Origin of the sequence: Paenibacillus naphthalenovorans (assembly GCF_900099895.1) — a bacterium.
Classification (GTDB): domain Bacteria; phylum Bacillota; class Bacilli; order Paenibacillales; family NBRC-103111; genus Paenibacillus_G; species Paenibacillus_G naphthalenovorans.
In genome coordinates this window covers 217,907-242,162 of record NZ_FNDY01000001.1, presented here as the reverse complement: position 1 = coordinate 242,162, position 24,256 = coordinate 217,907, and the positions used below count along the sequence as shown (strand labels likewise).

The following is a 24,256-nucleotide window of genomic DNA, read 5'->3' as shown; positions in this document are numbered from 1 at the left end:
CACTCCCCATCCCTTATCGTGTAATCGTATATTGCCGGTCGTTCGTTCCTTCCGTCGAATAGACCCGCTCCTTGACATAAATTTCTTTATCCGTCATCAATAAAACGGTGGAGCTCCTGGTTCCATAATGTTCACTTTGAATAAAAATAGGAGAAAGTAGGCGTTCCCATTCCAGGGAAATTCCTGTATCGGGAAGCAGGTCATCCGAAACGGGATCATCCTGCCGGAGCAAAGCCAAGATCCGTTCTGCCATATCCCCCCGGCCTCCGTTTATGATTTCAGCCAACCCTTCTTTCCCGCGCCGAACCTTGGGCCAATCGGTATTTAACAAGTGATTGCTGAGACCATAAATACCCGGACCCACCTTTTTTACCTTATTCTCGATATTGGAATAGTAATACAGCTCATCCGCATCCCCAGCCAGCAAATTGTAGCCCGGATAACGATCGCGCTTTTTCGCTGCTTCAAGCATGTAAGACTCAGGGGCCTGATGATCCTTCAAAAAATCGGCAACCAGCTCCCCACGCGAGCGTTTCCCCTCCAGCACTTCCTTCGGGTCGCGATAATTCGTTAAAGCCGCAAAACGTCCGGCGGTGGTCACCCCCATCCACGTCCCCATTTTGGACAAATCCCGGCCGGCAAGGATATGAGGATGGTCCTCCCAATAATGAACGGGACTTGTCGGCCGATCGTAAAATTCATCACGATTGGCGGCAACGATCAGCTTGTAGGTTTCGTGTGCATGATAAGCAAACAAAATTAAACACAATGTCAAATCCCAGCTTTCATCTTTGTTGTTTCTTCTGTATCTTCAGTTTAATAAAGATAGGGTTATTTTACAATGAACCTTCCCTATTCCATCCTCCTGCCCTGCATATGCAAAAAAGAGACCTTTGAAGGTCCCTTTTTCCCGCAGCCGGTAACGCTTAATTCACCAGGCTTTGGTATAAGCCGGCGTACTGCTGAGCCGATTTGCGCCAGCTGAAATCTTTCTTCTTGATATTGCTTATCAAATTCGCCCAAACGTTAGGGTCGCGGTACAGCTTGACTGCACGCTCCACCGTATACAGCATGTCATGCGCATTATAATGGGTGAAGCTGAAGCCTGTACCCTCTCCCGTCTTATCGTTGTAAGGGATAACCGTGTCGCGCAGTCCGCCGGTTTCACGAACGATCGGAACGCTGCGGTAGCGCATGGCGATCAGTTGGCCGATGCCGCAAGGCTCGAACAGCGACGGCATCAGGAAGAGATCCGAACCCGCATAAATTTGCCTCGCAAGTCCTTCATCGAATAAGATTTGCGCGGACAGCTTGTCTTCAAAAGCATTGGCGGCCCAGCGGAACAATTGTTCAAAACGAGGCTCTCCCGTACCTAGAATGACCCACTGGGCATCCAGCGACATCAGCTCGCCGATGACCCGGTCGATCAAGGCAAGCCCCTTTTGATCCACCAGCCTCGTCACAAGCGCAATCAGAGGAATCTCTTTGTTTACAGGAAGTCCGAGCCGTTCCTGCAGCTTTACTTTATTTTGCTGTTTCTTCGCTAACGAATCGCGGTAGTTGATCTCCACATGAGGGTCCGTCATCGGATCGAATTCCTCATAATCGAGCCCGTTCAAAATCCCCGTCAGCCGGTGCGACTGGCTGCGCAGCAGACTGTCCAGATGTTCGCCGTAATACGGCGTTTGGATTTCTTCGGCGTAAGTCGGGCTGACCGTGGTAATGAAGTCGGAGTACAGCAATCCGCCTTTGAGAAAGCTTGCCCCTCCGTGCTGCTCCAGCGCATATCCATGGAAATGCTCGTCCCCCAAAGAAAAGTAATCCTTACATTGTTCTTTGCCGAACACGCCTTGATATTTCAAATTGTGAACCGTTGCAACGGTCTTCAGATGGGCATACGGCGGCTGGTAGCTGAAGTGGGCCCGGTACAGCACGGGGATCATCCCGGCTTGCCAATCGTGGCAGTGGATAATGTCCGGCATAAAATCGATGTGCTGCAAGGCATCCATCACCGCCCGGCAATAAAAGGCAAAACGCTCGGCATCGTCACCGTAGCCATAACAGCCATAACGCTTGAAATAATATTCGTTATCGACAAAGTAAAAAATAATGCCCTCGTGCTCCAGCTTCAAGATACCGCAAAACAACGATCTCCAGCCCATCTGCAGATCAAAGACGGCGACGGACTCCATCTTTTGCACGAAATGCTGCGGGATACCCTCATATTTGGGCAGGATGACACGAACATCAAGACCTTGCTTTGCAAGTGCCTTGGGCAGCGAGCCGATGACATCGGCCAGTCCTCCCGTCTTGATAAAAGGTACGGCTTCAGATGCGGCAAATAACACTTTCATGGCTTCCTCCCACTCCTTTAATTTTAGGCGGTCCGGAAAATAGGGCGAATCGGAGGTGACGCCTTATCCGGCAGCAGCCGCTGTAAAGTACGCTCCTGTCGAGCAACCGGCATCACGCCCATCAACCGGACACGCCGCAATATCCTATATCACCTTGGTTTTGGAAGCAATAAACGGTGCTTGTTTGTCACCCGTTAGCACACGGCCTCTGCTGATAAACACATCTTTGTCGAGAATGGCATTCTCAATGATGACATTCTCTTCAATCTCGCAGTTTTGCAGAATGATGCTGTTCTTGACGTATGCGCCCTTGCGGATTTTGACTCCGCGGAACAAAATGCTGTTCTCCACTTTGCCCTCGATCACGCAGCCGTTGGCAATAAGCGAATTCCGGGCATGAGCGTTCTCTGCGTATCGGGCAGGCGGTTCGTCTTTGACCTTCGTGTAGATCAGATTTTTCTGGAAAAACAGCTCCCGCCAGACCTTCGGATTCAGCAGCATCATGCTGTGTTTATAATAGCTTTGAATGGTGTTTACGATGCCGGTATACCCCTCGTGCAAATAGCCGTAAACCCGCAGCTTGCCGATATTTTTCATAATGCCGTCCCGCACAAGATGGTCATACCCCTGGGCAAGGCAGGATTCGACCATGTCGAGCAGCAGCTCTTTGCTCATCACATACGTTTCCATCGAGATGTTGTCGGTCCGAAGACGTCCCGAATAATCCTCGATCACCGTCACCTGCCCGTCATCCTTGACGGCCAAACGGCGGTGTTTGGCATACTCATCGCTCGCCGTTTTTGTATAGATAACCGTGACGTCAGCGTCCTTCTCCAGGTGAAAATCCAACACGGTATTATAATCGATATTGCATACGATATGGCTGCGGGAAATCACCACATATTCCTCACGGCCGCGGTAAAAGTAATCGCGATGACTGTAAAACTGGAACAAATCCCCCCGGGACATTCCAGTGGTCTCATGAAGTATGGCCGGTAAAATAAACAAACCGCCGCGCTTCCGATCCAGGTCCCATTCTTTGCCCGAACCCAGATGGTCCATCAAAGAACGGTATTTGTGCTGTGTGAATACAGCTGCATTCTCAATCCCCGAGTTCACCATGTTCGATAAGGTAAAATCAATCAACCGGTATCTCGAACCGAACGGCACCGAGGCAACGCAGCGGGAATAGGTCAGTTCCTCCAAATCATCCGGTTCGTTGACCAGATTAATCACGCCCATCATTCGCTTCATGCAAAATCACCTCTCACCGAAGAAGTAGTCATCCTGATGCGTTCGTTACTGCCGATCAGAATGATGTCCTGATCGCCTTCCTCCTGAGGTTGCCCGATGACGCAGCCGTCCTCCACCAGCGTTCCTTCACCAATAATGGATTTATAAATCTTTACGTTATTCCCGATCTTGACGTTCGGCATAATGACCGAATCCTTAATCAAACTGCCTTCCCCTATCTCCACTCCATAGAAAAGCACAGAATGATCCACTTCACCGAATACACAGCAGCCTTCGTTCACCAGCGACCGTCTGATCTGCGCCGTCGGCGCTACATACTGCCCGGGCTGAAGCGGATTGACCGAGTAGATGCGCCACTCCCTGTCGTTGAGATTGAATTTGGGTTCATTCTCAAGCAGATCCATATTGGCTTCCCACAAACTTTGAACGGTACCGACATCTTTCCAATACCCCGCAAAAGGGTAAGCCATCATCCTCAAATTGTCGCGCAGCATAGCGGGGATGACATCCTTGCCGAAATCTTTGCTGGATCCGGTATCCGCCTCGTCCTTGATTAAGTATTCCTTTAACACCTGCCAATTGAATATGTAAATGCCCATAGAAGCGAGATTGCTCTTCGGCTCCTCCGGCTTTTCAACGAATTCGATAATGCATTGATCCTCATCCGCGCTCATAATGCCGAAGCGGCTGGCCTCCTCCCATTTGACTTCAATCACGGCAATGGTCACGTCCGCGCCCCTGCGCTTATGGAAATCCAGCATCACATCGTAATCCATCTTGTAGATGTGGTCTCCTGAAATGACCAGGACATACTCGGGAGCGTACTGCTCGACAAACGAAATGTTGCGGTAAATCGCGTTCGCGGTACCTTTGTACCAATCTCCTCCGCTTTGCTCCATATAGGGAGGGAGCACGGTAACCCCGCCGTTCTTGCGGTCGAGATCCCACGGCGTTCCGATACCGATATAGGTATTCAGCACAAGCGGCTGGTACTGCGTCAGCACGCCGACGGTATCGATGCCCGAATTCGTGCAGTTGCTCAATGTGAAGTCGATAATCCGGTATTTTCCCCCGAAATGCACCGCCGGCTTGGCCAGCTTGTTCGTCAACAATCCTAGACGCCTTCCTTCGCCGCCTGCCAGCAGCATGGCTACACACTCTTTTTTACGCATCGGCTCTGCTCCTTCCTCGATTGGCTTTCGAACGCTTCCGCTTGATTTTGATCGGTTTGAAAATCACCGTAGCCAGCGGCGGCAAACCTATATGCAGACTGTCCGGGCGGTCATGCCAAGCAATTTCCTCGGTTTTCAGCTTGCCGGAGTTGAGCTTGCCGGAGCCTCCGTATTCGCCCGCATCGCTGTTGAACAATTCCACATATTCACCGGCATAAGGAACGCCGATTCGATAGTGTTCATGGTAAACCGGGGTAAAATTGCTCACGATGACAAGCACATCCTCAGGATCACTGGACTTCCGCATAAACGTGGCGACACTTTGCTTCTGATCGTGCGGATCGATCCAGGCGAATCCTTCAGGCTGATGATCTAGCTCCCATAAGGCCGCTTCCCGCAAATACAGGTGATTGAGGTCACGAACATAGCGGTGCATGCTGAGATGGCTGTCATAGCCGAGCATCTCCCAATCGAGATCTTCTAAATCCTTCCATTCGTCAAATTGACCGAACTCACCTCCCATGAAAAGTAATTTTTTGCCCGGATGAGACATCATATAGCCGTATAACACCCGCAAGTTGGCAAACTTCTGCCAGTAATCGCCCGGCATTTTGTTAAGCAGCGATTTTTTGCCGTGCACCACTTCGTCATGAGACAGCGGCAGCACATAATTTTCGGAGAAAGCGTACATAAAGCTGAATGTCAGCAATGAATGGCTGCCGCCCCGGAAGTACGGATCCATTTCCATGTACTTCAGCATATCGTTCATCCAGCCCATGTTCCATTTATAGTTAAAACCCAGGCCGCCGTCATGAACGGGAGCTGTAACGAGCGGCCAGGCGGTGGAATCCTCAGCCATCATCAGCGCATGCGGATCATAACCAAAGACGGTACGATTCAATTTTTTTATAAATTCGATCGCTTCGGGGTTCTCGTCCCCTCCGTGGGTATTCTTCACCCACATTTCGCGCGGTTTACCGAAATTGAGGTACAGGAGGCTGGCCACGGCATCCACCCGCAAGCCGTCTATATGATAGATATCCATCCAGAACAAGGCGTTCGAGATCAGAAAGCTGACCACTTCCGGCTTGGAGAAATCGAAGGAGAGCGTTCCCCACTCCGGTTTGTCGGCGCGTGCAGGGTCATTGTATTCGAAAAGCGGTTCTCCATCGAAGCGGCGAAGGCCATGGTCATCCTTCACGAAGTGCCCCGGCACCCAATCCATAATTACCCCGAGCCCCGCTTGGTGGCAGCGGTCTATAAAATACATGAAATCCTTCGGCGTTCCGAACCGGCTCGTCACCGAGTAGTAACCTGTCGCCTGGTAGCCCCAGGAACGATCATAGGGATGCTCGGCCAGAGGCAGCAGCTCGATGTGGGTATATCCCATATCTTTTACGTATTCGACCAGATCCTCGGCCAGTTCGCGATAGGTATAGTAGCCTCCGTCCGGCTTTTTCTTCCATGTGCCCAGGTGAACCTCATAGATGTTCATAGGGCCACGAAAGGCCGATGTGGTCTTTCTTTTCTCCCTCCACGCCTGATCCGCCCATTCGTAACCTTCGAGAGATGCGATGCGTGATGCGGTTCCCGGCTTCACTTCAGACCAGAAGGCATAAGGGTCTGCTTTGTGCAGCGTCGCGCCTCCCGAAGTCGCAATTTCGTACTTGTAATAATCCCCCTCTTTGACAGCGGGCACAAACAAGGACCAGACGCCCCAGAGGCTGATTTTTTGCATAACGTGTTTGGAGCCGTCCCAACGATTAAAATCGCCAACCACCCTCACTTCCCGGGCATGCGGCGCCCAAACGGAGAAACGTACCCCCGAAACGCCTGCCTCTATCGTCAAATGGGCGCCGAGCATGCGGTAGCTCTGGAATAAATTGCCCTCATGAAATAAATACAAATCCTCCGGACCGGGGATCAAGCTCATTACCATTCATTCATCCCCTTTTCGTTTCATTTCTGTGTTCGATAACACCCCTACTGCATCTTTGAAAAATCACTTTCCTGATTTCGATTATTCTGCATAAAGATTGATAAAATGTAAGGAAATGTTTACGTAAGGAGCTGCACCTGCTGATGAATCCGCGGCATGGGCTTGCCGATTCAAACGATAAGTGAGAGGAACTCAGATTGAAGTATATTGCAACAAGCTCAAAGATATGTTTGAAGATGCGCTGAACGAAACCATGATAAAAAAGGAGAGGGATTCATGAGATACAGATATTTTCCCGGAAACGCTTCTTTTTTTACGCTCCGATGGATTCGGCCGTCCGAATCGTGTAGAATGTGAAAATGGATAACGGCTCAGGCCGGTTAAGCATAAGAACATAAACAAAGGATGGTCGCAATTTATGTATGCAGCACAAGATTGGAAAGATTACGAGCTTATCGATACCGGCGGAGGCGAGAAGCTGGAACGGTGGGGCAGCATTATTCTGAGACGTCCCGACCCGCAAATCATATGGCCTTTGGCCAAGGAAACCGGCGTTTGGCGCAATGCCGACGCACACTATCACCGCAGCTCCAGCGGCGGCGGCCGTTGGGAATACAAAAACGACATTCCGGAACGCTGGACCATATCTTATCACGGACTTTCCTTTCACATTAAACCTACAAGCTTCAAGCATACCGGTCTGTTTCCTGAGCAGGCGGTGAACTGGACCTGGATGATGGATAAGATACGCAGCGCCGGAAGACCGATCCGCGTGTTGAATTTATTCGCCTATACCGGAGGGGCATCGGTAGCGTGCGCTTCAGCGGGGGCTGAGGTATGTCATGTGGATGCATCCAAAGGCGTCGTGCAATGGGCCAAAGAAAATTTGCAGCTTTCAGGCCTCGGCCATCGTCCGGTTCGCTTCATCACCGATGACGTGTTCAAATTCGTGCAGCGGGAGCAGCGGCGCGGAAGCAAGTACGATGCCATCATCATGGATCCTCCTTCCTACGGCCGCGGCCCGAACGGCGAGACGTGGAAGCTCGAAACGAACCTGTACCCGTTTGTTGAATCGTGCATGAACATATTGACGGACAAGCCGCTTTTTTTCCTGATCAACTCTTATACGACAGGCCTCTCGGCTACCGTGCTCCATAACATTTTGTCGTTGTCGCTCGGACGTTCTTACGGGGGAACGATATCGTGCGGCGAAATCGGTCTGCCGATTACCGCCACCAAGCTTACGCTCCCCTGCGGAATTCTTGGCCGATGGGAGGCGTAACGAATGTCCGGCGCTTCTCATCCCTTACAGGTGCTGTATGAGGATAATCATGTGATTGTCGTCATCAAGCCGCCAAACGTGCCTACGCAGGAGGATGACTCCGGGGATCCCGATATGCTGACGCTGATCAAAGCCGATCTGAAGCAGCGTTATCAAAAGCCGGGCAATGTTTACCTCGGGCTGGTCCACCGGCTTGACCGCCCGGTCGGAGGCGTCATGGTATTCGCCAAAACCTCCAAGGCGGCATCGCGCCTCTCCGATGCCGTTCGCACCCGCTCGATTCGCAAGGTGTATACAGCGGTGGTTCACGGGCGTCCGCTGCCGCCGCAAGGTACGCTGAGACACCATCTGTTGAAGGACACGAAGACGAATACGGTATCCGTCGTTCCGCAGACCAAACCCGGTGCCAAAGATGCGATTCTTGACTATCGGGTTCTGGATCATCAGGACGGTCTTTCGCTTGTACAGGTTGAGCTGCAAACCGGCCGTCCGCACCAAATTCGCGTACAGTTTGCGGAGATCGGCTGCCCCTTGGCGGGAGATCAGCGGTACGGGGGACGCTTCGCGCGACCGGGACAGCAGATCGCGCTGTGGTCCACGATGCTCAGCTTCGAGCATCCGGTGACCAAAGAATCCCTGAGTTTTTCCTCCCGCCCTCCCGGTACGTATCCCTGGAGCTTATGGGATTATTGAGGCCAAGGTTATACGTTCGTCCTTCTCAACGCCTGCTTCATAGTACAATAGGTCGAACAAAATAGCCGAACGTCTTTTCAAAGCAGTCCAAAATGTGTTAATATAATCTTACATAACACCCTAACTGATAAATCTAAGAAGGACCGAAGATGTTCGCAGCATCCACGGTCCGGGGTACAATAGATTGCCCCAAGGGCGATCGGCACAAGGTCAAACCAAGAATGCTGGACCTCCTGGCTACCAAGGCTCAAGGGAGGTCTACTTCTTTTTCAAGTAGGAAAGCAAGGCGAGGATGAACATGCCGAACATGAACATCATGGTTACCGCATCCTTTACTTCCATGGCATCACCTCCTTCCAAGCCCGCTTTACGCGAGCCGGTAAGCTGCGAGGATCTGCCAACCGCCCTTGAGTGCCTATTCTATTGTCACCACATTATACCATATGGCGCTATAAATGAGAACATATTTTCGTATTTTACGAATGTAAACACTTTATGCATTTGCAACTTTTCCGAGCAAATAGACGAGAAGCTGCTGGTTATGCGACGAAATGCGGCTGAGATAAGCCTGAAGAAAGCGCTCCCGAATCTGTATGCCGCGTTCGCATTCCTCCCGCCCTTTATCCGTCACCAGAACCCATACGATTCGTCGGTCTTTCTCATCTCTTTCCCTGGAAATCAACCCGGATTTTTCCATGCGGTCAAGAAGCGTCGTCACCGCGGCCGGCGTTGTCGCCAAAACGTCGGTAAAATCCGATGGTTTCATTCGCTGCTGTCCGGAGAACATCAAAAGCTCCAGAACCGTAAGCTGCCCTTCCGTCAAGGTGGGGGCCAACTCCGTTTCCATATGCGTTCTCAGATCTTTTGACAATTTCCACCAGAGCTTTGCAAACTCTTGGGTTACCACATTCATCACTCCCGCAGAGCCATTTCTTACCTAAAATTATAACACTTCCGCTTGTGATTTTAAAGGTTAATATCATAAATATTTTAGGACATAAAACGATAAAAACAGGTACCATTTGACCTAGTTCAACATATAATGCACTAGGGACGTTCACCTATCGGCGGAGCTTGTCAAACCGTGTAAAAAAGGAGTGAGCTTCATTGGAAGATTGGAAGAAGAAAATCGGGGAAACCGCCTTGCAGAAGGGCATAATCAACGACCCACAATGGCTCGAAAAGCTGGACGATTCGATACCGGTGTGGGCCGTATTACAAATGATGCTGGAGCTGCTCGAAAAAGTGGAGCCGAACTACACCAGCTATGATTAAGTAAATTTGAGCAAAACGTTGACCGTATCGTTCTTGCCTAATGGAATGATCTGCTTCCCTGTGGACTTGCGCTCCTCAATCGGAGCTTGTTCTGTCGAGAATTCGGCTCTATCGCCGCTGCTTAAAACCGCGGTAATGTCGAACGGTTCTTTGACTACAAAAGCGCCGCGGATTCCTGTGCCGTTCGGCTTCACCCGCTTGCCTTCCTTGAATTCAAATGTAAAGACGCCTTTCCCCCCGCGGCCCTGCACGGGATAGTCGACAACGAGCGAGCGCTTGGCGTATCCCAAATCGGATACAACCAATACTTCTCCTTCGTCTCCATCCAGCCACTCGGCGGAGACCACTTCATCGTCTTCCTTCAATTGAATGCCGCGAACGCCTGCCGCGGCGCGCCCCATCGGGTTAACCTCGTCTTCATTGAAGCGGATCGCCATTCCGAGCCTGGTGACAAGCAGCAGCTCCTTGGAGCCGGTGCTCAGCTTGACATCCAACAGTGCATCCTGCTCCCCAATCTTGCAGGCAACAATTCCGGTGGAACGGTTCGTTGCATACTCTTTGAGCTCCGTCCGCTTGACTTGTCCTCTTCGCGTAATGAACAGGAGCGATTTGCCCGCTTCTTCAAAATCCTTCACGGGAAGCACATGAACAATCCGGTCATCTTTGGGAATCGGGATGATATTGACAATCGCCGTACCGTTCTCTTTCCACTTGAACTCCGGAATTTGATGTACCGGAAGCAGGAAGTATTGGCCCTTTTGCGTAAAAATCAGAAGGTTTTCCAGCGTATTGACATCCAGCAGGCTGCGGAGGTAATCGCCCTCTTTCAGTCCCGTTTTGTCAATTTCCCCGCCCGAACGAATAAAAGAGAGCTTACCGGTGCGCTTGATGTATCCCTCGTTCGAAAGCGTAACGAATACGTCCTCGGCGGTCACCATGACTTCCAGGTTGACCTTCAGTTCTTCTACTTCATCCTGAATTTTGGAACGCCTGTCGATTCCGTATTTATCCCGGATTTGCGAGATCTCCTTTTTAATCACGCCAAGCAGCTTTTTCTCGCTCCCGAGAATGCCCTGCAGATATTCAATCGTTTTTTGCACATCCGCGAGCTCTTTCTCCAGCGAATGAATTTCCAAATTGGTCAAACGGTACAATTGAAGCGTCAGAATAGCGTCGGCCTGGCGTTCTGTGAAGCCGAACTTCTCCACCAGATTGTTTTGCGCGTCTTGACGGTTCTTCGACGCCTTGATCGCAGCGATGACCTCGTCGAGAATATTCAGCGCCTTAACCAATCCTTCGAGTACATGCGCGCGGTCCGACGCTTTCTCCAACTCAAATTGAGACCGGTGTGTCACGACTTCTTTCTGGTGCTCGATGTAAGCCTCCAGCATTTCCTTCAAGCCGAGCTGCTTTGGCGTCTTGTTTACAATCGCGACCATGTTGAAGTTATAAGTGACCTGCAAATCCGTTTTTTTCAGCAAATAAGCCAAAATCCCCTGCGCATCCGCATCCTTCTTCAGATCGACAACAATCCTCAGACCCTCACGGCCGCTCTCGTCACGCACCTCGGCAATGCCTTCGATTTTTTTCTCCAGACGGATGTTTTCCATCGCTGTGACAAGCCGGGATTTGACCACTTGATAAGGAATTTCCGTAATGACGATTTGCTGGCGCCCGCCGCGCACTTCTTCGATTGATGTAAGCGCCCTGACATAAATGCGGCCCTTGCCGGTCCGATACGCTTCACGGATGCCCTCCGAGCCCATGATGATGCCTCCGGTAGGAAAATCGGGCCCTTTGACGATACCCATCAGCTCGTCCAGCGTAAGGTCCGGCCGGTCGATCAGCGCAATGCAGGCATCGATCACTTCGCGCAGATTGTGCGTCGGAATCTCGGTTGCAAAACCGGATGAGATCCCGCTTACCCCGTTTACCAGCAGGTTGGGATATCGGGAAGGCAGCACTACCGGTTCCTTTGTCGTATTATCGAAGTTATCCTTGAATTGCACCGTACGCTTCTCAATATCTCGCAGCAGTTCCATCGCAATTTCGGACAAGCGGGCTTCCGTATAACGCATCGCCGCAGCCGGATCGTCATCCAGCGAGCCCCAGTTGCCGTGGCCGTCGACCAGCACATGACCCATTTTCCAGGGCTGCGCCATACGCACCATGCCCTCGTAAATCGACGAATCCCCGTGCGGATGGTAGTTGCCCATGACGTCGCCAACGGTCTTGGCCGACTTGCGGTATGGTTTATCCGGCGTATTGCCTGCATCGTACATCGCATAAAGTATGCGCCGCTGCACCGGCTTCAGCCCGTCGCGCACATCCGGAATCGCCCGGTCTTGAATAATATATTTAGAATACCTGCCGAACCGATCACCTACAACCTCTTCCAAAAAGGCCGGCAAAAAGTTTTCGAGTATGCTCACTTAAGGCCCCCCGTATACGCTTATATTATTTTCTCAGGATGGCCGTCAGCCGCGTTTCATAAACGGGATGGCATCCTTATTCTTCAAATTCCGTAAAATCCACATTCTCGATAATCCAGCGCTTACGCGGATCCACCTTATCCCCCATCAGCGTGGATACACGGCGTTCGGCTTTGGCCGCATCCTCAATCCGAACCTGCAGGAGCGTCCGCGTAGCCGGATCCATTGTTGTCTCCCACAGCTGATCGGGATTCATTTCTCCCAGACCTTTGTAACGCTGTAGCTCAATGTTCTTGCCAAGCTCCTTGGTCAACGCCTGAAGCTGCTCATCGGTCCAGGCGTATTTTATCGTGCTCGACTTGCCCGATTTCTTGGTCACCTTATACAGCGGAGGCTGGGCTATGTAAACTCTGCCGGCGTCGATTAACGGCTTCATGTAGCGATAAAAGAAGGTCAGCAGCAGGACCTGGATATGCGCGCCGTCGGTATCCGCATCGGTCATAATGATGATTTTGGCGTAATTGCTTTCCGATACATCGAATTCTGGTCCGACGCCTGCCCCGATCGCGGCGATAATCGCCTTGTATTCCTCATTTTTCATAATGTCGAGAAGCTTGGCTTTTTCCGGATTCATCGGCTTGCCCTTGAGCGGCAGGATGGCCTGGTGGCGCGAATCGCGTCCCTGTTTGGCCGAACCGCCCGCCGAATCCCCCTCGACGATGAACAGCTCGTTGCGGGTAAAATCCTTCGACTGCGCCGGTGTCAGCTTGCCTCCAAGATTGGAGCTCTCGCTTTTCCCCTTCTTGCCGCTGCGGATTTCTTCACGGGCTTTACGCGCCGCTTCGCGGGCTTTCGCCGATTGAATCGCCTTTTTCATGATCAATTGCGCAACATGCGGATTTTCCTCCAGGAAAACGGCCATTTTCTCGGATACGACCGAATCGACCGCACTGCGCGCCGAAGCGCTCCCGAGCTGGTCTTTCGTTTGGCCTACGAATTCGACCTCGCCCATCTTGATGTTGATGACCGCCATCATGCCTTCGCGCAGATCTTGTCCGTCAAGATTTTTTTCTTTTTCCTTCAGCATCCCGTTTTTGCGGGCATAGTCGTTCATCACCCGTGTGTATGCGGTCTTGAAGCCGGTCTCGTGCGTTCCGCCGCCGCGCGTCGGGATGGAATTGACGAACGAAACCAGGGTCTCGGTATAGCCGTCGTTGTACTGAAGGGCAACCTCGACCTCAATCTCGTCTTTCTCCTGATAAAAATGAATCACGTCGTGCAGCACCGCTTTGTCCTCATTCAAAAATTGGACGAACTGGCTGGCGCCGCCTTCGTATTGAAACGTCTCCTGCTTGCCCGCACGCTCGTCGGTCAATGTGACCTTGAGACCCGAGTTCAGGAACGCGATTTCCTGTAAGCGTTCATATAGCGTATCGTAATTGATCGCAGTGCCGCCATGAAAAACGCGTTTGTCCGGCTTAAACGTCACCTTCGTCCCGCTTTTGCGGGTCGTGCCGATGACTTCAAGTCCTGTAACCGGCTCTCCGACGTGCTCTTTGCCCTGTTCGTCAACCCAGTATTCAAACCGCTGACGGTGAATTTTGCCTTCGCGGTAAATTTCCACTTCGAGCCATTCGGACAGCGCATTGGTGACGGAAGCGCCGACGCCGTGCAAGCCGCCGGATTTTTTGTACCCTCCGCCTCCGAACTTGCCGCCCGCATGAAGAATCGTAAACACCACCTGCGGTGTGGGAATGCCTGTCTTGTGCATACCGGTAGGTATACCGCGGCCGTTATCCTGTACCGTCACCGATTGGTCCTTATGAATGATGACGTCGATCTCTGAGCAATACTTGGCCAGATGCTCGTCCACCGCATTGTCCACGATCTCCCAGATCAAATGATGCAATCCCGATGAACTGGTACTGCCGATATACATCCCCGGCCGTTTGCGGACCGCTACAAGTCCCTCCAGCACCTGAATATCGTCAGCACCGTAATCCGTCGGCGCTGCATTTCCAAACAAATCCAGTTGTTCCGCCATTAAAGCCTCCTACACACCTTTTGTCTCCATTCAGCTAACATGCATTATAACATTTGAAAGGATTAGTTCAATACATCTTTTTTCGTAAACACTACAAAAGACACAAGTACGGATACCAGCCCCCATACCGTCAAAACGGCTAAGGAAAACGGCAAATCCATGCCTTTAATGGGCGGAAGCGAGCCCGCCAAATAATCGGTAAGCTCCAGATTGACCATGAAAAAATATTTTGCCGTTTCCCATGAGGACACCATATTGCTCAAAATCGTACCTGAGATCAGCACCGCCAGCATGATCCCCATCCCCGCCGCCGTGCTGCGAAATAATACGGATACCATCAGCGTCATCAAGGCCACAATCAGCGCGGAATACCATACCAGCCCGAACTGCATGAACAGATAAAGCCACTGCTCGACCGGACGGACCAGGGAGAAATCGATCTCCGTTCCCGAGAGCTGAAAACCGAAAAAGACGGGCATGTCCCAGCCCCCGTAACCGAAGACAGCGCCGGAAATCAGATAGGCGAGCAAGCCTGTGGCAATGACGATGATGGAAGTAAACAGAATCAGCGCAATCAGCTTGCTCAGCAGGATTTTCCACCGCTGAACGGGCCTGGTCAACAGCAGCTTGATCGTTCCGGACGTGTGCTCTCCAGACACCAGATCCGCCGCAATCACCATCACCATGAGCGGGATGAACAGGCCGACCGCATTTTTCACAAACTCTCTTGTAAAGGTTACCCCGTTCGGGGAGGCCGGATTCACATCTTTATCCAAATAATATTGCGCGAGGCTGACCTCGACCCTGCGCCACTGCTTCCACTCCTCGGGCATCCGGTTGCTGCCGAGGCTGCGGGTATAATCAACGATTTTCTGACGCTGCTCCGCCCGCCAGTCATTGGTCCCGAACTGCTTGAGGTGGTTTTGGGTCACTTTCAACTGGGCATAGGTAAACATAGGAATAATCGCAGCAAGGATGAGCAGCACGACCAGAAGTCTCTTTTTCTTGACAATCTTGATGCACTCATTTTTGACAAGCGGATACAAACTAACCAATGCGCTCTCCCTCCGTCAGCTTCAAGAATAGATCCTCCAGCGTCGGATTTTTGATCTCAATACCGTACAGCCGCACCCCGGCTTCCACCATGCGCCGCGATACATCCGGTATGGCGTCCAGATTCATTTGTGTAACGATCTGCGGCTGAATGGCTCCAGTCCCGGTTTCGCCTGCAGACGAAGCCTGGTTACCGCCGGGGAAAATCACGACCTCCGGCTCGGCCTTCAAGATGTATAGCGCCCGGTCTATCGGTTGAACGCTCCAAACGACGGTACTGGCCGACTCATCCACCAGCGCGGACACCTCGCCGACCTTGATGACCTCTCCCTGACTGATAATGGCGACACGATCGCACATCTGCTGGATTTCGCTAAGCAAATGGCTCGATATGAAAAGGCTGAGACCCGAATCCGCCAGCTTGCGGATAAATTCGCGCAGCTCCTTGATGCCCTGCGGATCGAGACCATTGGTAGGCTCGTCGAGAATCAGCAGCTTCGGGTCGTTCAACAGCGCCTGAGCAATGCCAAGCCGCTGCCTCATCCCCAATGAATAGGTCTTCACTTTGTCGTGAATACGCTGGTCCATCCCGACAATGTCAACGACCTCCCGAATACGTTGGTCGGTAATGCCGGGCAGCATCCGGGCAAAATGCTCCAGATTCTCCCAGCCGCTCAAATACCCGTAAAGCTCAGGGTTTTCCACGATACAGCCGACATACTGAAGCGCCTCGTTATGCTCCTTTTGCACGTCATAGCCGCAGATTCGGATCGATCCTTCCGTAGGGCGGATCAAATCGACCAGCATGCGGATCGTCGTCGTCTTCCCTGAACCGTTCGGACCGAGAAACCCGAAGATTTCACCGGCATACACGTCAAACGAAATGCCTTTGATGATCAAACGATTGCCGATTTTCTTCTTCACGTCGTTTACGGACAAAACCAGCTGCGCCTCTCTCCCCTTGGCGTGCGCTTTATCCTGGGCATTCACCGTTATCATATCTGCAGCCCCTCCTGCTCCTAATTCAAAATATCGACGATCCGCTGCGCAATCCGCTCATAGCCTTGCTGATTCGGATGGAAATGATCGATATATAAGTACTTGTTCACATTCAACTGAAACAAATCGTAGGTCGGTACGACCGTAATGTTCGGATAACGGCTGGCCAAGTCGAAAGCGCCCGTGTTCCAGCTTTGAATAACCGGGGCTCCCGCACGGTTCGAATCCAGATCCAGAAACGGGTGATACAAGCCTACGTACATGATTCTTGCGCCGGGGTTCGCCTTGCTCACCCGGTCGAACACCTGCTCCAGACGCTTCAGCGCCTCCGGAATCCGCTGTGCCGCTGCCGCCGGATTGAACCCTTCCTCCGAATCCGAAGTTCCTTGCGACGTCTGCGGGCTTGTCCCTTGCGACCCCCGGGAGGGATCCGCGGCGCCTTGTGTGTCCTGTCCGCCCTGCGGGTCGAAAATATCCGCCCCGCCCTCAAATAAATCGTTGCCCCCGATCGTCAAAAGCACAAGATCCGCATCTCCGAGCGCTTTCTCCACATCGACTTTTTTGGCGTCCCAATCCTTCAACAGATCATATGTTCGAAAACCGGGAATAGCAAAATTATTATAAACGAATACCGGTTTGCCCAGCTGCTCCTCCAGCTTGTCCCGGACTTGTCCGACGTACCCCTTGCCGGTCAGATCTCCGGTTCCAGCCGTCAGCGAATCCCCCAGGGCCACGATGCGTATCTGCTCTTTAGCTTCCCAGGCATCCTGCCGGGGCTTAGTCTCTACAGAAGGAGCAACCTCCCCCGGACTCTCCGGTACGGAGGGTTTTGGAAACATAATCTGATTTACGGCATACGCAAAGCCGCCAACGCACAGGATCGTGGACAATAGCGCCGACAGCCCGACAGTGCGCCATAACCACCGTGATGATTTCACTGCTCTCCCCCATTTCTTTCGTTGAATCAAGCTGCATCTTTTTTTAGAGTAGCGGTTTGAGCAGCGATTTGCAAACTTGAAGCCCGGTTCCAATCGGCTGTACGGCATAGCAAATGGGTTTGCACGCAAAGGTTTAAGCAGCATCACTCCTTGAACGGCTGTAAAATTCATGTGTATCGTATCATGCTTGTATATGGTTTAGTCGGAGGGTTGCAGAGGAAAATGGAGGAATAGCAGGGGATAACCAATACCGTCGAAGGTCCGTCAAGCCGGGTCAAAAATAACGGACCGGTTGCGGGGCGAACCATTATAGACTGAAATATTTCATCGGATTTTGCTGGCGGCCGTTTTTGATGATTTCAAAATGCAGATGAACGCCTGTAGAGTTGCCCGTGCTGCCCATGACGCCGATTTTTTCTCCCTTTTTTACGGTCTCGTCCTGGCGGACCCCCAGCTTGCTCAAGTGTCCGTACAGCGTTTCATACCCGTTGCCGTGATCAATAATAATGCAGTTGCCGTAGCCGGATTTCCAGCCGGCAAAAATGACCTTGCCGTTATCCGATGCCAGAATCCCGCGCTCATCGGACACGAAATCCGTGCCTTTATGATTTTTACCCCATCGAAGGCCAAATTCGCTGGTCACTTTGGCACGCAGCACCGGCAGGGTGAACTTCCCTGTTCCCGTTCCGGGAATCACCTTTGTTCCTTGACGGACGATGCTTTGCACAGGGGCCTCCACGAGCTGCTCGCCAATCTTCTTCTCTTCCTTCAACTCGCCGTTGACGCGAACGATTTGATAAGACACCTGCTTTAAGCCGGGCTTGCCATTAGATACAATCTGGATCACGCCGGATTTCAATCCGCTGTCCTTTTCATATTTTACTCCGCTCGGCACCTTCACTTGCTCCGTGCGCGTTTCTCTCGTCACTACAGAGAGCCATGGCTGCTGTACGCTCAAATTCAGCTTTTGTCCGATACGGATCAAATCATTTTTAATACCGGGATTATTCGCCCGAATCAGATCGGAAGGGATACGATATCTTTGTGCGATGAGGGAGATGCAATCTCCGGGCTGCACCGTATATTCCATAGGCTGAACGTCTCCGGTCACAATCCGGTTCAGCACCGTCTCATAAGCCTCCACTTTGCCGGGAGTCACGGCCGTCTCCAGCAGTTCCACCCTTTGTACAAATTCGGCGGTTGTCCTTCCTTCGGGCGTATTCCCTTCTTGTCCGGCAGACAACACCGAAGCCTCCTTATGCTTTTGGGAAGCCATATAAGGAGCCTTCACCTGTTCCAATATTGCGGCGGCCGTCTCGGGATCCTTGACAATCCCCGCCGTTCTCCCCTCAATCCGGATCTCTACGGCATAGTAAGTAAACATGATTTTCTCCTTCAAAGCGGCCAGGACCGCATCAAGGTCGATCACGTCGCGGCGCGTAGTGCTCTCTTCAAAGCGAAGCCGATCCAAATTGGACGTGAACCGGTAAAAGGAGTACCGCTGCCCTGCTTCTTCATAACGATCCGCCTTCCACCGCCGGATCTTGTCGGTATCGGATACGGTGCCAACCCATTGGTCGTCCAGGAACACATCGTACAAGACGATGCTATGGGCCTTCACAAACCATCTGCCCGAAATGACGACAGCTATAATCACAGCAAAGGCTGTAAACCATTGAATGAAAGCCAGCGTTTTTCCCATTGCGCTCGTGCGGTTCTTCAATGTCTTTTACCCCCTTCAGACGGTGATACGAGAAAATGTAAATAAATGCCATATCGTTTGGCACCCTCACCATATATATGTCGTTCATGCCGAGATAAGACAAGAAAACAAAAAACCTCCCTAAATTCCGCTTTTGAAAGGGAATTCGGGAGGTTTGGCCGGACTGTCTGAAGTTTACTTTCACTATCTGCCGCTTGCTTCGGCGCATCGTATTTTGCTCTCCAAAGCCTGGAACCCTTTTTCGTTGTATGCCTTGACCCTGGCGCAAAAAAGAAGAAAGCTGTCCACGCATGGACAGCCCGCAATAATTCACGCTCATGACCCGATGCGGTTCAGCAACCGCTCATGCTTGGCCTGCAGCTCGTGCAGATCCAGCTTCATCTCAAGCGCTTCGATCAAGCCGGAGACATGCTCCTCCAGCGCTTGACGCAGACGGTCCGCAAGCTCAACCGTCGCGCTGCGCAGCTGGGCCTCATATGCTGCTGCCAGCAAAGCGGTCTGTGCTTCTACAAACCGGTCCATCGGGCCGTTTAATCTCGATTCCAGCTCCCGGCGGAGCTGGGCTTTCCCGTCACCCTCGAAAAAATGCTTGGGATTCTTATAGTAGCCCGCCAGCCATTTGATTTGAATATCCTCCGCCTCCAGTGAAAGCGACAGCTCCGGAGTCCGCAGCTTCATCGGTTCAAAGTCCGGGGCGTCAAAGGAGGGGATCCCCCTTTCCTGAATGGCGGCCACCCACGTTACCGCCGATTGCCGGACGAGCTTGTTGATTTTGTTCTCAATCCGCAGCGTGGTGGCGAGCACCTCCTGCGTCAAGTCAAACGAAATCATACGGCGCAAATCTTCCCAGGCCGATTGGAGCACCGTTTTTATATCTCTCCCGTCCTCGCGGAACACAGATGGATTGAACGCAAGGTTGAACAACTCGCCGAAGCGGTACTGCGTCCGCTGCTTGACGTAATAGAGCAGCTCCTGAATTTCCTTTGCCAGCTCCCGTGCGTCCGCATCTCCGTCCTGCCTCTCCAGAAGAGAAGCCCCGGCAGCCCATGAGGTACGAAGCGCTTCCGCCTGCCGGCTTCGTTCCGCCGCATCCTCCCTTGCGCTGTCCATCCACCGCTGCAGCGTCTCTGCCGCGCGGCGAATATCTGCATCCCCTGCCTGAATCGCCATTTCCGTCAGCTCTTCGAATGTGAAACGGACAAACTCCTGCTCGAAGCGGAGGATGCCGGATTGGCTGACCGTTTCCTCATCCTTACGCAGCTTGCCTTCCAGTGCATAGTAGCTGGACAGCGGGTAAATCCGCGGCTGCCGAATCCCGTGCTGCAGGAGGTTGTTTTCAACATGGTTCACGACCCCCTCCAGTTCTTCGGCCGAAGACGCCAGATCGGCGGCATTGACGATGAAGAACATTTTGTCCATCTCAAAGCTGTCCTTCACCCGTCCGAGCTGAAGCAGAAATTCTTTGTCCGCATGGGAAAACGCATGATTATAATAAGTCACGAAAAGAATCGCATCGGCATTTTTGATATATTCAAAAGCTACCCCGGTATGGCGGGCGTTGATGGAATCCGCTCCAGGGGTATCCACCAGTACGACGCCCTGCTCCGTCAGCGGATTCGCATAATAAAGCTCGATCAGCTCGACGAAGCACGACCGCGCTTCGTCAGCGGCATAATCGCCGAACTGGTCGGCGGTTACGCGAAGATCCTGCCCAAGGCTCGGGCTCATCTCGTCCCAGCCTTTCTCCACCGCCTTCAGGAAAGCGTAGTGCGGCTTTCCTTTGCCCGGCACCTGATCGGCCTTCAGACGGCGGATGATCTCCAGCGCGTCAGCCAGCGAACCAGCCGGAACTCCAAGTACTTTAAGCGAGTAAAGCAAGTCCGACGTCAGCCTGTCGCGGCTTTTCATCCGGACCCTGGCCGTTCCGTGCGGCCAGCCGGCCTCCGGATCGGGCGGCATGATCTTGTTGATCGCCGCTGTCGTCGGGTTCGGCGATACGGGCAGCACCCGCTCGCCGATCAAGGCGTTGGCGAAGCTCGATTTGCCTGCACTGAAGGCGCCGAACAGCGCGACAGTGAAGCGGTTGTTCGCCAGCCGCTCCGCCTTCTCCTGCAAGGAGCGGCGTATGCTCTGCAGCGCCGCCAAGCCGTCGAGCTCCTGCGCGGCGGCGTTCAGCCGCGCGGCCGCTTCGCGCAGCCGGCCGCGATGGCCGCCCGCGGCGAGCGCAGCGCCGCCGGCCGGGCCGCGGCCCGCCTGCTGCGCGAGCCAGGCGAGGGACTCGCTTGGCTCGCGCACGGCGGGCGCAGCGGCCTGCGGCGCAGCCGCTGCCGCAGGCGCGGGCAGCGCAGGCGCCGCCGCGGCGGGGAGCTGCGCCAGCAGCGCCTCGCCGTAGGCGGCCTCCGCCTGCGCGAGCCGCTCGAGCTCGCGCGAGGCGGCAAGCCGCGCGTCGAGCTCGGCGACCTGCCCGCGCAGCGCCGTGAGGCGCGGCTGAAGCGCCGCCGCGAGGGCGTCGGCCAGCTCGTCGGCCACAGCGAACGCCTGCTTGCGGTAGAGCGCCTTGGCCTCCGCCGCAATCTGCTTCGAATACGTCATCGTGTATTCTCCGCCAAAGACAGCCGCCTCGTTCACTTGAGCGGCCAGCCATTCGGGCGTGATCTCCGCATGAATCCGATCCGCCGCCTCGGCCGCTAAACCTGCCGGCAGACCGTGGCCTTCAAAGGCCGCTTTGACCGACTGCTGAACATGCCGCTCCACCTGCGTCTCCACCTGCGATACAAAATCGCGATGCAGCGCGGCCAGACGCTGCTGCCGCTCCGCCGCCGTCTTCGCCGCCGAGCCCAGCCAGCCTACCTTAAAGCCCGGCCGCCGGCTGTCCAAATAGACATGCGCAAGGTCCCGCGTCACAGCAGGAATGACGTTCGCGGCTTCGAGCACCGCCGTTACGTCTTTACGCAGCGCCGCCACCAGCTCCTGCGGCAGAGCGGTCAGCCGCGCAAGCTCGGCGCTCGCTTCGCGCATTTGCTCCTGCGCGGCCTCATACCCTTCGTCCGCGGCGATCTTGGCGCGCAGCGCCTCCTTGGCCGGCTCGTTCGCCTCGGCCATCTTCGCGGCATGCGCCGCCGCCAAAGCGCGCGCCGACTTCTCAAGGCTGAGCCGCACCAGCGGCTCCCGAAGCTCGATCAGCCGGCCGAGCAGGCTCTCCAGCTCGCTCCACTCGCTGGCCGGATGATCCGGCATCTTCACCGAAGTATAGACGATCCCGGCAGGGGTCACCCCCCAGTTCGCGAACGCCTCGCGCACTCCGGCCTGATAAACATCCAGAGGCACTTCATGCTCACGGTGTTTATCCATCATGTTGACAATCAGATAGAGCGGCTTGCCCCACTCCGTCAACTTTTTCGTAAACGCCAGATTGATTTCCGACTGAACATGGTTGTAATCCATCACATAAAAGACCACATCGGCCAAGTGCAGCGCCGATTCCGTAGCCAACTGATGCGCATCGTCCGTAGAGTCGATCCCCGGCGTATCCAAAAGCGCCGCATGCCCCTTCAGAAACGGAATCGGATAACGGATTTCCACCGTTTCGATCGCTTCACCGTTGCGGCAGTGCTCCGCCAGATCATCCAATGGCACCTGCTCCACTTTCGCGGCGCCGTCCCCGTCAAGGGATTCATGCCGATAAATGACCTGGGCGCCGGCTTCCCCATCCACGATACTGACGATATTGGCGCTTGTCGGAATCGGACTGGAAGGCAGCAGCGTATGCCCGCACAGCTTGTTAATCAAACTTGACTTCCCCGCCGAAAAATGTCCGCAGAATGCCAGATGAAGCCGGCCGCTCTCCGCTTTAGCCAGCAGCTGCTTGAATTTTCGGCCGTTCTCCTGATCGCCAGCCTGTTCGACTTGTGTCAGAAGATGACGGACGGCCTCCTCCATCGTTGCGTCCGGATTCATATTCCCCGCTTGCTCTTGAACCGATATGGCTTCCCCTGAAGTCATTACGCTTTTCATCCGTTTCTCTACCCCTAATCCTCTGTTTGAAAGAAAAAAAAAAACCGAATTGCTTCGGTTCTAGTGTACCATATTTTCGGTCTCAGGGATAAAAATTTCGAACACATCGCGGTGCTGCAAAATGGTAATGTCTTTATCCTTCACCTTCATGACCACAACCTCAGGACGCTGCTTCATTCGGTTCAGATAATTTTCCGGCACGCTGCCGGACTCCGAAACGGTAACGCCGTCCACCTGCTTTTCTTCATTTTCCTGAAGCGGAGTTTGGAGCACCTTCTCATAAATATCTGAAAACACTTCAAAATTACTGGTATATACCGATATGCATTTCACTATTATCCGATCCTTTCTCATTCACACTTTTACAGTTTTTCCCTTTGACATGGATTTCCTGCTCGGGTTCGTTTTCGTTTTCAACCGTTTTTTTCCTTCTCGGCAATATTCCAGCAATGGGCACAGCTCACATTTCGGGTTTTGCGCCTTACAGTGGTAACGCCCGAAAAAAATGAGCCGATGGTGCGTCTGCGTCCATTCCTCACGCGGCACCTTTTTCATTAATTTCTTTTCCACTTCCAGCACGGAATCCTTTTCTCCAGCCAGCCCTAACCTTTTGGATACCCGCTCCACATGAGTATCGACGGCGATCGCGGGCACACCAAATGCATTGGAGACTACGACATTCGCCGTTTTTCTCCCGACACCGGGAAGCTCGACAAGCTTCTCATGCTCACGGGGAACTTCTCCATCATACTTGTCCAACAGGAGCGCGCAAAGCGCTTGAATGTTCTTCGCTTTGTTCCGGTAAAGCCCGATGCGCCGGATATCCTGCTCTAATTCCTCCAGCGGCACGGCCAAATAATCCTCAGGTCTCTTATACTTCTGAAACAACGTGGCGGTCACTTTGTTCACGGTTTCGTCCGTACATTGAGCGGACAATAGAACAGCGATCGTCAGCTCGAATGGATTCGAATGGTGAAGCTCGCAATGGGCATCGGGATACATTTTGGCGATTTGATCAAGAATGATTCTGGTCTTCGTTGGTTTCATCGTCTCGCCCCTCTTTCCGCCCATTTCTTACAGTTTA

Annotated in this window: 19 protein-coding genes; 3 read left to right on the top strand and 16 right to left on the bottom strand. The window is 53.1% G+C overall.

Going from position 1 to position 24,256, the window contains the following annotated elements; genetic code table 11:
* Positions 1-13 precede the first annotated feature (13 nt).
* The 5 genes from BLT35_RS01270 to glgB form a co-directional block, all read right to left on the bottom strand.
* Positions 14-775, bottom strand: a complete 762-nt coding sequence (locus BLT35_RS01270; protein WP_309225052.1) for an NRDE family protein — start codon at positions 773-775, stop codon at positions 14-16.
* 151 nt (positions 776-926) lie between these two features.
* The gene (gene glgA, locus BLT35_RS01265; protein ID WP_074726827.1) at positions 927-2,354 is read right to left on the bottom strand and encodes a glycogen synthase GlgA; all 1,428 of its coding nucleotides are present in this window, start codon (positions 2,352-2,354) and stop codon (positions 927-929) included.
* Between the two features lie 144 nt (positions 2,355-2,498).
* Positions 2,499-3,608 carry a glucose-1-phosphate adenylyltransferase subunit GlgD gene (gene glgD / locus BLT35_RS01260; RefSeq protein ID WP_074726826.1) on the bottom strand — a complete coding sequence of 370 codons (1,110 nt, stop codon included), beginning with the start codon at positions 3,606-3,608 and terminating at the stop codon, positions 2,499-2,501.
* A complete protein-coding gene (locus BLT35_RS01255) occupies positions 3,605-4,780 on the bottom strand; it encodes a glucose-1-phosphate adenylyltransferase (protein WP_074726825.1) in 1,176 nt (391 codons plus the stop codon). Before BLT35_RS01255 ends, glgD begins: the two co-directional genes overlap by 4 nt.
* Positions 4,773-6,713: a 1,4-alpha-glucan branching protein GlgB gene (gene glgB / locus BLT35_RS01250; protein WP_217437319.1), complete on the bottom strand. Its 1,941-nt coding sequence runs from the start codon at positions 6,711-6,713 to the stop codon at positions 4,773-4,775. Before glgB ends, BLT35_RS01255 begins: the two co-directional genes overlap by 8 nt.
* Positions 6,714-7,137: 424 nt before the next feature.
* Between glgB and BLT35_RS01245 the strand changes: the two genes are divergently transcribed.
* Together BLT35_RS01245 and BLT35_RS01240 are read left to right on the top strand one after the other, a co-directional pair.
* Positions 7,138-8,001: a class I SAM-dependent methyltransferase gene (locus BLT35_RS01245; protein ID WP_054817796.1), complete on the top strand. Its 864-nt coding sequence runs from the start codon at positions 7,138-7,140 to the stop codon at positions 7,999-8,001.
* A 3-nt stretch (positions 8,002-8,004) separates the two neighbouring features.
* Complete coding sequence (locus BLT35_RS01240; RefSeq protein WP_062408820.1) at positions 8,005-8,694, top strand: RluA family pseudouridine synthase; 690 nt, start codon at positions 8,005-8,007, stop codon at positions 8,692-8,694.
* A 258-nt stretch (positions 8,695-8,952) separates the two neighbouring features.
* On the opposite strand, the gene BLT35_RS27425 is transcribed toward BLT35_RS01240, so the two are convergent.
* Together BLT35_RS27425 and BLT35_RS01235 are read right to left on the bottom strand one after the other, a co-directional pair.
* A complete protein-coding gene (locus tag BLT35_RS27425) occupies positions 8,953-9,054 on the bottom strand; it encodes a putative holin-like toxin (RefSeq protein WP_254777486.1) in 102 nt (33 codons plus the stop codon).
* A gap of 133 nt (positions 9,055-9,187) precedes the next feature.
* On the bottom strand, positions 9,188-9,601 hold the full coding sequence (locus tag BLT35_RS01235) for a MarR family winged helix-turn-helix transcriptional regulator (protein WP_054817795.1): 414 nt from the start codon (positions 9,599-9,601) through the stop codon (positions 9,188-9,190).
* Positions 9,602-9,801: 200 nt separating this feature from the next.
* On the opposite strand from BLT35_RS01235, the gene BLT35_RS26705 reads away from it, so the two are divergent.
* On the top strand, positions 9,802-9,969 hold the full coding sequence (locus BLT35_RS26705) for a hypothetical protein (protein ID WP_171005809.1): 168 nt from the start codon (positions 9,802-9,804) through the stop codon (positions 9,967-9,969).
* Here BLT35_RS26705 and gyrA read toward each other — a convergent pair.
* The 9 genes from gyrA to nth form a co-directional block, all read right to left on the bottom strand.
* The gene (gene gyrA, locus BLT35_RS01230) at positions 9,966-12,401 is read right to left on the bottom strand and encodes a DNA gyrase subunit A (protein WP_062408821.1); all 2,436 of its coding nucleotides are present in this window, start codon (positions 12,399-12,401) and stop codon (positions 9,966-9,968) included. The two genes, BLT35_RS26705 and gyrA, sit on opposite strands and share 4 nt — an antisense overlap.
* 76 nt (positions 12,402-12,477) lie before the next feature.
* Positions 12,478-14,445: a DNA topoisomerase IV subunit B gene (parE, locus tag BLT35_RS01225; RefSeq protein WP_062408822.1), complete on the bottom strand. Its 1,968-nt coding sequence runs from the start codon at positions 14,443-14,445 to the stop codon at positions 12,478-12,480.
* Positions 14,446-14,507: 62 nt separating this feature from the next.
* Entirely contained in the window at positions 14,508-15,500 is a 993-nt protein-coding gene (locus BLT35_RS01220; RefSeq protein ID WP_062408823.1) for an ABC transporter permease, read from the bottom strand.
* Positions 15,493-16,497 carry an ABC transporter ATP-binding protein gene (locus tag BLT35_RS01215; protein WP_062408824.1) on the bottom strand — a complete coding sequence of 335 codons (1,005 nt, stop codon included), beginning with the start codon at positions 16,495-16,497 and terminating at the stop codon, positions 15,493-15,495. Before BLT35_RS01215 ends, BLT35_RS01220 begins: the two co-directional genes overlap by 8 nt.
* Before the next feature lie 20 nt (positions 16,498-16,517).
* Positions 16,518-17,435 (bottom strand): GDSL-type esterase/lipase family protein, encoded by a 918-nt coding sequence (locus tag BLT35_RS01210; RefSeq protein ID WP_074726823.1) that lies wholly within the window; start codon positions 17,433-17,435, stop codon positions 16,518-16,520.
* Between the two features lie 307 nt (positions 17,436-17,742).
* On the bottom strand, positions 17,743-19,158 hold the full coding sequence (locus BLT35_RS01205; protein ID WP_254777485.1) for a M23 family metallopeptidase: 1,416 nt from the start codon (positions 19,156-19,158) through the stop codon (positions 17,743-17,745).
* Between the two features lie 315 nt (positions 19,159-19,473).
* Positions 19,474-23,172 (bottom strand): dynamin family protein, encoded by a 3,699-nt coding sequence (locus BLT35_RS01200; RefSeq protein WP_139170753.1) that lies wholly within the window; start codon positions 23,170-23,172, stop codon positions 19,474-19,476.
* A 60-nt stretch (positions 23,173-23,232) separates the two neighbouring features.
* Positions 23,233-23,505, bottom strand: a complete 273-nt coding sequence (locus BLT35_RS01195; RefSeq protein ID WP_054818310.1) for a hypothetical protein — start codon at positions 23,503-23,505, stop codon at positions 23,233-23,235.
* A 21-nt stretch (positions 23,506-23,526) separates the two neighbouring features.
* Positions 23,527-24,219, bottom strand: coding sequence for an endonuclease III (nth, locus tag BLT35_RS01190; RefSeq protein WP_062408827.1), 693 nt, complete (start codon positions 24,217-24,219; stop codon positions 23,527-23,529).
* Positions 24,220-24,256: the final 37 nt, after the last annotated feature.

Coding starts and splice junctions, on each gene's coding strand:
- glgA (WP_074726827.1), bottom strand. CDS start 2,354: ATGAAAGTGTTATTTGCCGCATCTGAAGCCGTACCTTTTATCAAGACG.
- glgD (WP_074726826.1), bottom strand. CDS start 3,608: ATGAAGCGAATGATGGGCGTGATTAATCTGGTCAACGAACCGGATGAT.
- BLT35_RS01255 (WP_074726825.1), bottom strand. CDS start 4,780: ATGCGTAAAAAAGAGTGTGTAGCCATGCTGCTGGCAGGCGGCGAAGGA.
- glgB (WP_217437319.1), bottom strand. CDS start 6,713: ATGAGCTTGATCCCCGGTCCGGAGGATTTGTATTTATTTCATGAGGGC.
- BLT35_RS01245 (WP_054817796.1), top strand. CDS start 7,138: ATGTATGCAGCACAAGATTGGAAAGATTACGAGCTTATCGATACCGGC.
- BLT35_RS01240 (WP_062408820.1), top strand. CDS start 8,005: ATGTCCGGCGCTTCTCATCCCTTACAGGTGCTGTATGAGGATAATCAT.
- parE (WP_062408822.1), bottom strand. CDS start 14,445: ATGGCGGAACAACTGGATTTGTTTGGAAATGCAGCGCCGACGGATTAC.
- BLT35_RS01215 (WP_062408824.1), bottom strand. CDS start 16,497: ATGATAACGGTGAATGCCCAGGATAAAGCGCACGCCAAGGGGAGAGAG.
- BLT35_RS01200 (WP_139170753.1), bottom strand. CDS start 23,172: ATGAAAAGCGTAATGACTTCAGGGGAAGCCATATCGGTTCAAGAGCAA.
- nth (WP_062408827.1), bottom strand. CDS start 24,219: ATGAAACCAACGAAGACCAGAATCATTCTTGATCAAATCGCCAAAATG.